Genomic DNA, 12,267 nt, shown 5'->3' on the forward strand with positions numbered 1-12,267 from the left:
GGTTTTAAAATGGAATGGTCTGCAATAGCTCAGCTTATTGATCCTAAATTAATTATCGTGGTCGCAGCATGCTGGGTATTAGGCTTTATTCTAAAACAAACACCAAAGGTAGCAAACTGGTCGATTGTTTTTTATGTTACTTTATTTGCGATTGTATTTGCTGTTTGGATGATGGGACCTACTCCTGAGGTGATTTTACAAGGTATTCTATGTGGAGCAGTCTCTGTATATGGCTATGAATTTATCAAATCGCTTAAAGGTGCTCAAGAAGAAAGTAAGGAGACTGAATACAAATGAAACCATTTGAAGCTTATAGAATTACATCTCCTTATGGTCCTCGTCCAGATCCATTCACAGGTAAACCGACATTCCATACAGGAATCGACCTGGTGAAGGCGGATAAAGCACCTATTCTGGCGTTTATGTCCGGTGAAGTGGTTCATGCCAAAGAAGGTGTGACAGGCTCGGGTTTTGGCGGTTTTGGCAATGTTGTTGCGTTGAAAGATTTAAATGGAGCGATTCAATTCTATGCCCATCTATCCAGTATAAGCGTAAAATTAAACCAAAATGTAGTTGCAGGTCAACAGATTGGACTTCAGGGCAATACAGGACATTCGGCAGGATCGCATTTGCATTTTGAAGTGAGGCTCAAGAATTCATCTGGTTTTGGGTTTGGATCAAATACTGAACCCACAGCCTATATACAAAAATATAGGAAGGAGGAAGCTGAAATGTCCAAGGATGATGCGAATAAAATTATAGATCAGCTAAAGATCTTGTGGGGGGCTGAAGTAAACCAAAATAAGAAAAATGAGATTCACCGGCTTGCCAATGTATTGCGAATTGCTTCTGATCAACCCATTCAATAATATCGCAGCAAAAAGGTATTGATGACTATTGCTATTTATGATACAATATGTATTGCTTTGATACAAAATGTAGTAGTTGCGTATCCAACTATCACAAGGATTTTAAATTAAGAGGAGGAAAATTATGAAGAAAACAACTGTAATCCTGCTGCTGGTTGTTACTGCGATTTTTTCGCTTACAACAGGAGCATTCGCTGCCAGCAAGCTTACTGTTATTAAGGCCTATTTGAATGGAGAGGTTAAATTCCTTAAAGACGGTGTGAATTGGCGCCCGACGGATGATAAAGGCAATGAGGTTTTGCCGATTACTTATAATGATAAAACTTATTTGCCGCTTGGTGTTATAGCGAATACTTTTAACATTCCAGTAGGGTATGATATCACTACAAAAACCATTCAGCTAGGCGAAAAGGCCGAGAATACTACATTATACGGCAAGCAAATAAAAACAGAGCATTCTGCCAATACTTTCTTCGATATCATTGATAAAAAACAGCTTATTTTCGGAGGGACGCAGTATAATGGAGCGTTCGCTGTAGGCTCAAGCGCGGGCGAGATCTATAATATGACGATTAATTTCGGGCAAAAATATACTAAGCTGCATCTTTATTTAGTAGGCAAGGTTAACTCGAAAGCTAAGGTATATAACCTGAATAAACAGCAATTATCTGAGGAAATTACGTTAATAGCAGGTGAAGTTACGGAAGTAGATGTGGATCTGCAAGGCAGCGAAGGGGTCGTTATTTATCCGTACACGGGTGACTATTCAACTGCTGATTATCCACTTACTTATGTTTTGAAAGACAGCTATTTGAAATAAAAGTAGAATTTTTCTGAAGATATACTCCGATCTTATAAGAGGGCACCTCATTTGGTGTCTTTTTATATGCAAATATTCACTGACCGATATTGTCAGGATAAATCGTTTATAATAAAATTATAAGCGAGGTGGACATATGTCAATTGAAGAAACGAAGACAATTACAGATACATTTGTGCGTGTTTCTCCAGATAGTTCAGCAGAGCATAGCAGGGTTCCCATCAGTAAGAATGAAACGAAATCCGTCCATCAGATCCAATACGAGCTTTTGACTGAACGCCCCTATTACTATACACATGAGGAATTAATTTTCCAGGTACATCTTAGACACAAAAGTATCCCGACAGACGATCCCGAAATATCTCTGGAAAGTGTTCGCGAGCAGCTTTTCTCCAAGTCACATGCCTGTCTCCGAGCATCCATGCTTCCCAAACAATATGGCTGGGGCGTGCATTATGATGCGAAGGGCCGGATTGCCCTTTATGGTATGGAATCACCGGAATATAGCGAATTTCTAGAGAACAATGAGGACAAACTAACCATTCATAATGCCATGCGCAACAAACGTGCAAGCAAGTAAGGTCGCTTACTCAATCTAAAAAGTTCGCCCACTCAATCTTTTTAGATTGAATGGGCCTTTTTTTGGTTAAGATATGGTAAACCTTTATGATTTATAGTATTAATTCCGATATAAATATTGCATATCATAGCGAAAGTATTCTAAAATATGTTTTATAAACCTCAAAGGAGTTCACATTAATGAAGCTTACGCAGGAGCAACGAATTACTTTACACGGCTTTAATAATCTTACTAAATCATTGAGCTTTAATATGTACGATATTTGCTACACGCGAACCAAAGAAGAGCGAGAAGCCTACTTGGAATATATTGATGAACAGTATAATGCAGATCGCTTAACCAACATACTTACAACGGTATCGGATATTATTGGTGCCCACGTATTGAATATTGCAAAACAAGATTATTACCCTCAAGGAGCCAGTGTTACAATGCTGGTTTCAGAAGGACCTATCGAAACAGCTCCAACAGAATCCTTCGAAGAGTCACCGGGTCCAATACCAGAAACAGTGGTCATGCACCTTAACAAAAGCCATATCACCGTGCATACTTATCCCGAATACCATCCAGATGAAGGAATTAGCACATTCCGAGCTGATATCGACGTATCGACCTGTGGTGAAATTTCACCGCTTAAGGCGTTGAATTATTTGATAAACTCATTTGATACAGATATTATGACCATGGATTATAGAGTGAGAGGCTTCACAAGAGATATAACCGGGCACAAGCTATTCATAGATCATGACATTCATTCTATCCAAAACTACATTCCGGATGCAATCAAAAACTTGTACGATATGATTGATGTAAATGTTTATCAAGAGAATATCTTTCATACCAAAGCTAAGCTGAGAGAGTTCGACCTGAACAATTATCTATTTGGTTACACAAAAGAATCATTGAGCAATGCGGAACAAAGGGATATTACTGAAAGTGTTAAATGGGAAATGGATGAAATTTTCTACGGCAAGAATATTGTTTACAGCACTAAAGTTTAACGCTTAAAATTAATCGTCAATGGAGCTTTGACCTCAGGGTCAAGGCTTTTTTTGTTGTCTAGCGAGTTATGCTCCTCTGTCGGTTATACCGTGTTAAAGGTGTAATCGACTAACTGGAAAATCTCCCTGTAAAATGATCGCAAATGGATAAAAAGGTTACTTACCGGGAAAAACTCCTTCTATTTCGGCGATTTTTCCGAAATTTTAATTCTGGGCTGTTATTAACAGGCGTTTTTCCAGCTAAAGGATCGAAAAAGACATAAAGCAAGAAATTACCAGTACATTTTCCAGCTAAATGAGTGAATCCAGCCATACAATCACCCGCAAGGTGATTTGTACTGCTCACAAGCAGTGTTCCAACAACCGTATTCACACAATTGATACATCGTTAATAAAACCAAACACTTATATATTGCGTACTATATAATTATATGGTATGTATTATATATTAGAATTTTCAAAGGAGCGATTAACGATGGCTGCTAATAAGTATGTGTTTAACTTTCAAGAGGGTAATTTAGGAATGAAAAGGTTGCTTGGTGGAAAAGGTGCAAATCTGGCGGAGATGACCGTGGTTGGACTTCCGGTTCCCCCTGGATTTACCGTAACTACGGATGCTTGTCGCGCCTACTATAACGCTTTAAGTTTGCCTGATGGACTGATGAAAGAAGTAGCTAATGGAGTTAAAGGCATTGAGCTACAGAAATCACAGCTTTTTGGTAACGCTGAGGATCCACTGCTCGTTTCGGTTCGTTCAGGCTCAGTCAGCTCGATGCCAGGAATGATGGATACGATTCTTAATTTAGGCTTGACTGATATAACAGTTGTAGGCTTAGCCAAAGCAACGAACAATGTAAGCTTCGCATACGATTGCTACCGTCGATTAATCCAGATGTTCGGCAATGTTGTGTTTGGGATTGAATCGATCTATTTTGAGAAGCTGCTTCATCAGCTTAAGCGTGAGCTGCAAGTGGAGCAGGATCAGGATGTAACAGCTGAGGGCTGGAAGCAGCTGATTCTGCAGTTCAAAGCGTGCATTGAACGCCATGCGCGTAAATCCTTTCCGCAGGATGTGAACGACCAGCTTAAGCTGGCGATTGAAGCGGTATTCCGCAGCTGGAATAACCATCGTGCCCAGGTGTATCGTAGAATCAACCAAATTCCAGATGAGCAAGGGACCGCGGTTAATATTCAAGCGATGGTTTTTGGCAACCTTGGGCAGGATTGTGGCACGGGAGTTTTATTTACGCGAAATCCATCCACGGGCGCTAAAGTATTATTCGGCGAATACCTGACTAATGCTCAAGGCGAGGATGTAGTTGCAGGCGTTAGAACTCCGCTGCCAATCAACGAATTGCAGAAGGAAATGCCGGAAGTTTACTCTCGTCTAGTCTCAATTGCTGAGCAGCTTGAGCTGCATTATCGCGATATGCAGGATATAGAATTCACTGTGGAAAAAAATAAGCTATACATGCTGCAAACCCGAAACGGGAAACGCACAGCCCAAGCAGCTTTAAAAATAGGTGTAGATTTAGTGCGCGAAAATATAATATCCGTTGAGGAAGCCCTGCAGCGCGTAGAGGTCTCCCACTTGGATATGCTGTTGCATCCAACTATTGATCCGGAAGCTAAGATTGACGTGGTGGCAACAGGCCTTCCCGCATCCCCAGGAGCCGCATCAGGGCAAGCTGTATTCGATGCGGATACGGCTGAGCAATGCGCGCGAGCAGGGAAGAAGGTCATTCTGGTTCGTTCGGAAACGAATCCAGAGGATATCCATGGTGTATTAGTCGCTGAAGGCGTCTTAACAAGCCGCGGAGGCATGACTAGTCACGCAGCAGTTATAGCTCGCGGCATGGGCAAGCCCTGTGTTTGCGGCTGTGATGAAATTGGTGTCGATGCAGAAGCCAAGCAGTTTACGGCTGGAGATCGTACCATTAATGAAGGCGATTGGATCTCGATCGATGGTGCTACAGGTAGAGTTATCATAGGTATGGTCCAGCTTAAAGAAGCAGATATGTCCGAGGAATTGGTGCAAATGCTGGAATGGGCGGATGGAGTACGCCAGCTTCAAGTATTCGCTAATGCCGATAGCCCGGAGGATGCTGCAAAAGCTAGAGAGCTTGGCGCGCAAGGCATCGGTTTATGTCGCACGGAGCATATGTTTATGTCGGCGCAACGGCTTCCTATCGTTCAGGCGATGATCCTCGCAGAATCATTAGTAGAACGCCAAAGCGCGTTGAATAAGCTGCTTCCTATGCAGCAAGCTGACTTCGAAGGTATTTTCACAGCTATGGCTGGGTTGCCCGTAACCATTCGGTTGCTTGATCCGCCATTACACGAGTTTTTGCCAAACCTAGAAGATCTGGTTAGCCGTCATATTCGCATGACCATTCAAGAAACGGAAAGATCCGCTGAGCAAGATGCCTTAGAGAAATTAATCCGTAAAGTAAGATCAATGCATGAAACCAATCCGATGTTAGGTCAGCGCGGATGCCGGCTCGGTATTCTATTTCCAGAAATATATGAAATGCAGATTGAAGCGATCTTCCGTGCGGTGTTGAGATGCTTAGAAAAAGGAGTCACTGTACTGCCTGAAATCATGATTCCACTGGTCAGTCATGCAAACGAGCTGAAAATTTTGCGTGAGCTGGTTGATCATGTGGCTGAGCAAGTGTTGTTAACGCATAAGAATAGCTGCCCTTATAAAGTAGGCACGATGATTGAGGTTCCGCGCGCAGCTTTAACGGCCAAGAAGATTGCTCCTTACGCAGACTTCTTTTCATTTGGGACGAATGATTTAACGCAAATGACCTTTGGCTACAGTCGAGATGATGCGGAGGGCAAATTTCTCACGCAATATGTCGACCAAAAGCTTTTGGCAGCCAATCCTTTTCAAGTCTTGGATCGAGATGGTGTCGGTCAGCTGATTGAGCTTGCCGTTGAGCGTGGGCGTTCAGTGAAACCAAAGCTAAAAACAGGAATCTGCGGTGAGCATGGCGGCGAGAGAGAATCGATTTTCTTCTGCCATGAGACAGGCTTGAATTATGTTAGCTGTTCGCCTTACAGGGTTCCTTTAGCAAGAATTGCAGCAGCTCAGGCCAAATTAGTGCTCGGAGATCAGAAAATTGCTATAATGCCGATTGTCTCTTAATGCAAAGAAGGGTATGATATGGAAAATAGAAGTAAAGATTATGCTTACGAAGCGAGTTTCGCTGATGCGAAACTTTAAGGAGATGAAGGGTCATTCAATTATCGCCGCGCCAACTGGAAATTGTACGGATCGTCCAGCTTCATGCTCCGATCACAGGAGAACAAATTGCAGAGCAATTGGGTACAGGACGACCTACAATTCGTTCCGATTTATCCGTTTTAGTGATGCTGGAATATATTGATGCTAAACCGAAGGTGGGTTATTTTCCAATCGGTAAATCGTCGAAGAATCACCAACTGAATCCAAGTATGGTTCGACTTAAGGTCAAGGATGTACAGGCAATGCCTGTTATTGTAAGGGAAACAGCCACAGTGAACGATGCTGTGGTTACGCTTTTTCTCGAAAATGTGGGGAGCTTAATTGTCGCCGATGCGGAAGGGATCCTGCAAGGGGTTATTTCACGTAAGGATTTACTGAAGGTGACACTGGGAAATCCAAGTGCATCGACGATGCCAGTTGGCTTAATTATGACCCGCAGACCGAATATAGTTACCGTTTCCCCAGAGGATGATGTGATCGAAGCCGCAAGAAAAATGATGCATCACCAAGTAGACAGCTTGCCTGTGGTTCTTGTGCATACGAATGATAAAGGCATTGAATCCTCAGAGGTAATTGGCAGAGTTACGAAATCAACGATGACTCAGATTTTATTGAATTTATTAACAGATGCATATTAAAGGAGGGGTAGATGGTGTCGCAACTGCAGCAAACGATTACGGTCTGCTCCGATTCTGTTGGGGAAACAGCTGAAACGGTAGTCCATGCGGTCTTGAAGCAATTCAGCAATCATGAGATCAAAATAAGGCGAATCGGCCACATCCAGCATGAGGATGAAATTCAAAACATCATGGAAGAGGTTGCCCAGCAAGGTGGATTTGTGGCATACACCTTAGTCCAGCCCGAGCTTAGAGAAATGATGAAGCAGGAGTCCATTCGTTTGGGTGTCCGTGCTATTGATATAATGGGGCCGATGATTCAAGCGGTTATTGATACATTTAATGATGCTCCGAGCAGTAAGCCAGGCTTGCTTCATCAATTGGATGCGGAATATTTTCGGAGAGTGGAAGCTGTGGAATTTGCAGTGAAAAGCGATGACGGGCGGGATACTTCTTCTTTCTTAAAGGCGGATCTTGTATTAATTGGTGTATCACGTACTTCTAAAACACCTTTGAGTATCTTTCTAGCACATAAAGGCTACAAAGTTGCCAACCTGCCGCTTGTTCCTGAGGTTAAGCCACCGAAGGAGCTGTTCTTAGTCCCTTCGAATCGAATTGTTTCACTAGTTATGGATGCAGATCAGCTGCTGCGTATCCGCTCCGAACGTCTTAAAGCGCTTGGTTTGCCCAATGGCTCTAAGTACGCTGGTATGGAACGAATTCTCGAAGAACTGGATTATGCCCATGCGCTTGTTAAGCAGCTAGGCTGTCCGATGATTAATGTAACCGATAAAGCCATTGAAGAAACAGCAGGGATCATACTCGATTATTTGCAATAAGCCATAATAACTTGGTTAAATAGAAGCTGAACTAAAAGCATCCAGCTTAAAATCATATTTATGCATAATCATCTCAATGAAAGATTCCACGAAAATAGCGTCAAATTGAAATCCCGCACAGCGCCTCATTTCATGAATAGCTTCATCAAATGATTTTGTTTTCTGATACGGCCTTTCTGTCGTCATGGCATCAAAGGAATCGATCACGCATAGCAAGCGCGCTAGCTTCGGGATTTCTTCCCCTATAAGTCCATAAGGATAACCTTTTCCATCCATTCGTTCATGATGAAGTTCAACCAGAGGAATTAATTCTTTATATTTATCAATCGTTGAGACAATATCTTTGCCCCATTCAACATGCCTTTTCACGGTTTCCCATTCTTCTGCGGAAAGCTTGCCTGTTTTCTTGAGGATATGCTTCGGAACCTCGAGCTTACCAATATCATGGAATAGTGCGCCAAGAATCAAGATCTTTTTCTCGGAGTCGTTTAAAGCAACATAATCGCAAATATCCATAGCATATGAAAACACGCGCTTACTGTGCTGAAAGGTATAGACATCCTTGGATAAGAAGATTTTAAGCTGTTGCTCGATCTCATGAATGTCCTGCTCAATGTCAATTGTTTTCTGAAACAGGGACTGTTCATTATAGATATGTACTAAATTTTTTCCTTGGGCTTTAGCATAATACATCGCTTGGTCAGCTTTATCCAAAAGCTGTGATTTATTATAGATGCCTTTTGCGTATTCAATAATCCCTGCTGAGAACGACAAGCAACCATGTGAGAATAACTCCGTGCCTTCATAGTAGGAGTCATTAATTTTCTTGCGCAGCCCGTTTATAAAAGAAAACGCCACTCGTTCCGACGTATTGGGCATTAATATCGTAAATTCATCTCCTCCATATCTAGCAACTGTATAATTAGCAGATTTACATTCTTTTAGCAGTAAAGCACCGAAAAACCCAAGCAGCTGATCTCCTTTAAAATGGCCAAGGGTATCGTTATATTTTTTAAAATTATCGACATCAAGAATTGCCAGACTAAATGAGGTTGCTGATGCCTTCGCTTGAATTAGCTCTTTTTCGAGAATATCTTCAAAATATCCATGATTATACAAACCAGTTCGTTGATCGCGGATCGATTTTTCTGAAACCTCTTGGTATAGCTCGAATAATTTTTTGAACGAGACAGATAGAAGCACGGAAATACATACGAATAAAAATAAGCTGAAATAAAGATTTGTTTTAAACATAATACTCAAAACAAGCGATAAAAGTAGTGTGCTGATATAGGCTGTTATCGTTTCCTTGAAAAAACCTCGTAAGACATCTAAAAAATTACCTTTAATTTTTATCAAATAAAAAAATCCCACAAGCAGCACATTAACCAAAAAATAAATGGCTAAGGATATAATATAGGGGAAAAGCTGCTTTGTTTCTATAGGGCCAACTTCTCCGCCTGTTTGAATAAAGGTAATATATGCAGCGACGAGCATCAAACTATAGCTAGAAAAATTAGCAGCATGCTTCCACAAATTCACTTTGCGTTGATACAGTGTAAAAACTATTGCACTGATTAAGAGTACATTCAGAGAGAATTGAATGCCAAATGTAAAAATTACAGCCATATAAAGGGCGGAATCCATAGAAAGCGAATTCCCTTCAGGAGGCATTGGAATTGTAATTTGATTAAGGATGATTACTGTTAAAGCTAATGCATATATTAATACCCAATCGGAAGGTGACGTCGGAAACCAATGAAGATTCAGGATGAAGATGAGAGTACCCACTATACATAGGCTTGTTAAATATAAATTTGCAGGTACTGAAAGGCTCCGCTTAAGTTTAGTTAAATTCATCCGTTCTCGACCTTTCGTTACAAGAGTAAAAAAAGGAAGAAGTGTATACACTCCTTCCATTATCTAGCTTTATTATAGCATAAAATAATTTAATTTAAATCCATTTAAACCCTGATGTAAGAGATACAATCACAGAAGCAACGATAACTACATTAAACAAAATAGCTTTCAGCTTAAATCCGCTTATTTTCATATTATTCACCTCCTTTAAAAGATAGTTATAGATTAGACGGCTTCTTCTAGCAAGGAAGTTTCAGCTTGAGCTTTTTTTCGTGAGAGCATGAGCTGTAATACAAAGACGAAGCCCCCAATGTTCATTATCACATCGCCAACACTAATGACTTTATCCCTTGGATATGGATTAGATAAGGGAATAATATCACCTAGAAAGCCAAGCCAGGTAGCATCGTTTAATAATTGATGCTTAGCATAAACACCGCTTTGCAGAGCTTCCAAATAAGAAGGATCAAGCACAGAAGACGCTTCCAAAGAAACCGGCATTCTCCCGCCATTTAGAGCCATTACTAAAAAGTTCAGAAACACACCGACCAAGATATAATAGAATCCAGGCTGCTGTCGATTGATCCATAGAAAATATAACCCAATTACATAAACTCCTAAAAAGAAATAGTCACTTACTGAAGCTACCCAAGCCGATTTACTTTGAAAAATAAAAATAAGGATTTGCAGAATGAGCAATATGGGGAAGATCCACCCACCGCGCAAGCGAAGCTCGGCAAAGCCGTTAAAATTACCTTTACGAAATAACCCTGTGATAATCGCAATTAGAATTCCGTCATAAAACATCGGTAGCGCCCCAATATGGAAGATTTTATACTAGTAATTCTATATAAGGATATGAAATCCTTTAAAGCAGGAAAAAATTAGTAGGCAAGCGAATTATTATAGTAATAGTTGAATGAAGGAGGCATTGAATTGTCTAAAGATGCCGAGCTGGTTAATGCTGCATTAAACGGGGATGTTCATGCTTTTACAGATTTGGTTGGTAGATATTCAAATGCTATTTGCGCGGTGGCCTACGGGGTGCTAGGCGATTTTCATGTGGCACAGGATGTGGCTCAGGAAGCGTTTGTTAAAGGCTATTTTAAATTGCAGACCTTGAAGAATCCAGAAACGTTCGGAAGCTGGCTTTACGCCATTGCCTATCGCTTGAGCTTAGATTGGTTAAGAAAGCTGCAAAAGGAACAACGAGCGATCGCAGGCGCTGGAGAAGAAGCAACCTTGCACAGGGATTCTTTTGAAGAGACGATTGAAAAAAGAGAAATACAGGTGGAGGTTTGGAAAGCTCTTGCAAAGCTGGATGAGCGTAACCGAATTATTGTAACGATGTTTCATCTCAATGAATTTACAATGGAGAGCATCGGGACTTTTCTTAATATGACCGTAGCTGCAGTAGATAGTAGGCTTCGCAGAGCCCGTAAAGTAATAAAAGAGGAGCTGCTGGTTGCTCATTTTGCTGAAATGTTTAAGCTTAATACTAATCAATCGATGGTAACCCAAGTAACTCAAAGAATTGTTAAACAAATGGGGCATTTCTATATTTCGGTAGCCCATAAAGCGAGCTCGACAGCTTGGTTTGTTGAACATTTCGGCTTATCCGAGGATGGGAGTGGAGATTTGCTGCTGCCCTCCGGACAAACCTTATATCTCATCCAAACTAATTCTGCTGGACTTAAGTTAATCACCGACAAATCTTACCCAGTACTAAGCTTTGCTGTTGATAATAGCCAGTATGTTTATGATTTTCTGAGAATACAGGGCATTCGCCTAGAGGTCCATGCAGAAGAATTTCTTAATAGTATGCACTTTTTCTTCTATGATCTGGACAATAACAAGTTTGGGATTCATCAAGCCAATTAATTTTTTTAACAGTGTGACGGATTATCATAGATTCGTTCGTCTATATATTGAAACTAAAATTGGAGGCTGATAAGTATGAATGAAGAAGCGCTGAGACAAGAAATAATCCCCAACAAAGTGGGGACCCCGCTATTAAAAAGAGTGTCACACAGCTATCTGCCAGTTAGCGATCTAAAACGGGCTTCAGAATGGTATGTGCAATATCTAGGGTTGAAAAAGGAGAATCCCGGTGGATCTATACTAATCCTCGGTAATGGGCAATGGTTGTTCCTCTTGGAATCGAAAACCAAGCAAAATGCGAATTTTGTTACCGATCATTGGAATGGGAATGATTATGAAATGTTCTCACTCACCTTTGAAACGGAAGACATTATTAATCTGCATGCCTCTCTTCGCCAAAGCGGAACATACGTTGAATCCATCGAAGACCAGGGTAGCTGCGGGCTGCAATTTAAGTTTAAAGATCCCGATGGCAATAAATTTAATGTCTGGCAGGATCCTCTGAGGAGCTAAGTTTTTAGTAAGAACCAAGCCTCCTAAGTGCCTA

Annotated in this window: 12 protein-coding genes; 10 read left to right on the top strand and 2 right to left on the bottom strand. The window is 41.1% G+C overall.

Translation table 11 applies throughout. The features are described 5' to 3' along the window. The first annotated feature begins 9 nt into the window (after positions 1-9). The 8 genes from EHS13_RS03115 to EHS13_RS03150 all read left to right on the top strand — a co-directional run bounded on the left by EHS13_RS03115 (position 10) and on the right by EHS13_RS03150 (position 7,979). The gene (locus tag EHS13_RS03115) at positions 10-297 is read left to right on the top strand and encodes a phage holin family protein (RefSeq protein ID WP_155698959.1); all 288 of its coding nucleotides are present in this window, start codon (positions 10-12) and stop codon (positions 295-297) included. After that, on the top strand, positions 294-869 hold the full coding sequence (locus EHS13_RS03120; RefSeq protein ID WP_155698960.1) for a M23 family metallopeptidase: 576 nt from the start codon (positions 294-296) through the stop codon (positions 867-869). Before EHS13_RS03115 ends, EHS13_RS03120 begins: the two co-directional genes overlap by 4 nt. A gap of 124 nt (positions 870-993) precedes the next feature. Beyond that, positions 994-1,689: a stalk domain-containing protein gene (locus EHS13_RS03125; RefSeq protein WP_155698961.1), complete on the top strand. Its 696-nt coding sequence runs from the start codon at positions 994-996 to the stop codon at positions 1,687-1,689. 136 nt (positions 1,690-1,825) lie between these two features. Further along, positions 1,826-2,269: a DUF6157 family protein gene (locus EHS13_RS03130; protein ID WP_155698962.1), complete on the top strand. Its 444-nt coding sequence runs from the start codon at positions 1,826-1,828 to the stop codon at positions 2,267-2,269. A 179-nt stretch (positions 2,270-2,448) separates the two neighbouring features. Continuing rightward, positions 2,449-3,270, top strand: a complete 822-nt coding sequence (speD, locus tag EHS13_RS03135; protein ID WP_155698963.1) for an adenosylmethionine decarboxylase — start codon at positions 2,449-2,451, stop codon at positions 3,268-3,270. Positions 3,271-3,745: 475 nt separating this feature from the next. Further along, complete coding sequence (gene ppdK / locus EHS13_RS03140; protein WP_155698964.1) at positions 3,746-6,424, top strand: pyruvate, phosphate dikinase; 2,679 nt, start codon at positions 3,746-3,748, stop codon at positions 6,422-6,424. Between the two features lie 113 nt (positions 6,425-6,537). Further along, entirely contained in the window at positions 6,538-7,161 is a 624-nt protein-coding gene (locus EHS13_RS03145; protein ID WP_155698965.1) for a helix-turn-helix transcriptional regulator, read from the top strand. Positions 7,162-7,172: 11 nt separating this feature from the next. Beyond that, the gene (locus EHS13_RS03150) at positions 7,173-7,979 is read left to right on the top strand and encodes a pyruvate, water dikinase regulatory protein (protein ID WP_155698966.1); all 807 of its coding nucleotides are present in this window, start codon (positions 7,173-7,175) and stop codon (positions 7,977-7,979) included. 15 nt (positions 7,980-7,994) lie between these two features. Here EHS13_RS03150 and EHS13_RS03155 read toward each other — a convergent pair whose 3' ends face one another. Further along, positions 7,995-9,839: a bifunctional diguanylate cyclase/phosphohydrolase gene (locus tag EHS13_RS03155; RefSeq protein WP_155698967.1), complete on the bottom strand. Its 1,845-nt coding sequence runs from the start codon at positions 9,837-9,839 to the stop codon at positions 7,995-7,997. Positions 9,840-10,064: 225 nt separating this feature from the next. Further along, on the bottom strand, positions 10,065-10,646 hold the full coding sequence (locus EHS13_RS03160) for a DUF5317 domain-containing protein (RefSeq protein ID WP_155698968.1): 582 nt from the start codon (positions 10,644-10,646) through the stop codon (positions 10,065-10,067). A gap of 129 nt (positions 10,647-10,775) precedes the next feature. Here EHS13_RS03160 and EHS13_RS03165 point away from each other — a divergent pair, with 129 nt between their 5' ends. Together EHS13_RS03165 and EHS13_RS03170 are read left to right on the top strand one after the other, a co-directional pair. Next, complete coding sequence (locus tag EHS13_RS03165) at positions 10,776-11,720, top strand: RNA polymerase sigma factor (protein WP_162462930.1); 945 nt, start codon at positions 10,776-10,778, stop codon at positions 11,718-11,720. Between the two features lie 75 nt (positions 11,721-11,795). Next, complete coding sequence (locus tag EHS13_RS03170; RefSeq protein ID WP_155698970.1) at positions 11,796-12,233, top strand: VOC family protein; 438 nt, start codon at positions 11,796-11,798, stop codon at positions 12,231-12,233. The last annotated feature ends 34 nt before the right edge of the window (positions 12,234-12,267 follow it).

It is taken from the genome of Paenibacillus psychroresistens, assembly GCF_009728935.1.
GTDB classification, from domain to species: Bacteria; Bacillota; Bacilli; order Paenibacillales; family NBRC-103111; genus Paenibacillus_AC; species Paenibacillus_AC psychroresistens.

Excerpts from the sequence above, each read along its gene's own strand:
- EHS13_RS03150 (WP_155698966.1), top strand. The coding sequence starts at position 7,173 with ATGGTGTCGCAACTGCAGCAAACGATTACGGTCTGCTCCGATTCTGTT.
- ppdK (WP_155698964.1), top strand. The coding sequence starts at position 3,746 with ATGGCTGCTAATAAGTATGTGTTTAACTTTCAAGAGGGTAATTTAGGA.
- EHS13_RS03160 (WP_155698968.1), bottom strand. The coding sequence starts at position 10,646 with ATGTTTTATGACGGAATTCTAATTGCGATTATCACAGGGTTATTTCGT.
- EHS13_RS03115 (WP_155698959.1), top strand. The coding sequence starts at position 10 with ATGGAATGGTCTGCAATAGCTCAGCTTATTGATCCTAAATTAATTATC.
- EHS13_RS03130 (WP_155698962.1), top strand. The coding sequence starts at position 1,826 with ATGTCAATTGAAGAAACGAAGACAATTACAGATACATTTGTGCGTGTT.
- EHS13_RS03155 (WP_155698967.1), bottom strand. The coding sequence starts at position 9,839 with ATGAATTTAACTAAACTTAAGCGGAGCCTTTCAGTACCTGCAAATTTA.
- speD (WP_155698963.1), top strand. The coding sequence starts at position 2,449 with ATGAAGCTTACGCAGGAGCAACGAATTACTTTACACGGCTTTAATAAT.
- EHS13_RS03125 (WP_155698961.1), top strand. The coding sequence starts at position 994 with ATGAAGAAAACAACTGTAATCCTGCTGCTGGTTGTTACTGCGATTTTT.
- EHS13_RS03170 (WP_155698970.1), top strand. The coding sequence starts at position 11,796 with ATGAATGAAGAAGCGCTGAGACAAGAAATAATCCCCAACAAAGTGGGG.
- EHS13_RS03120 (WP_155698960.1), top strand. The coding sequence starts at position 294 with ATGAAACCATTTGAAGCTTATAGAATTACATCTCCTTATGGTCCTCGT.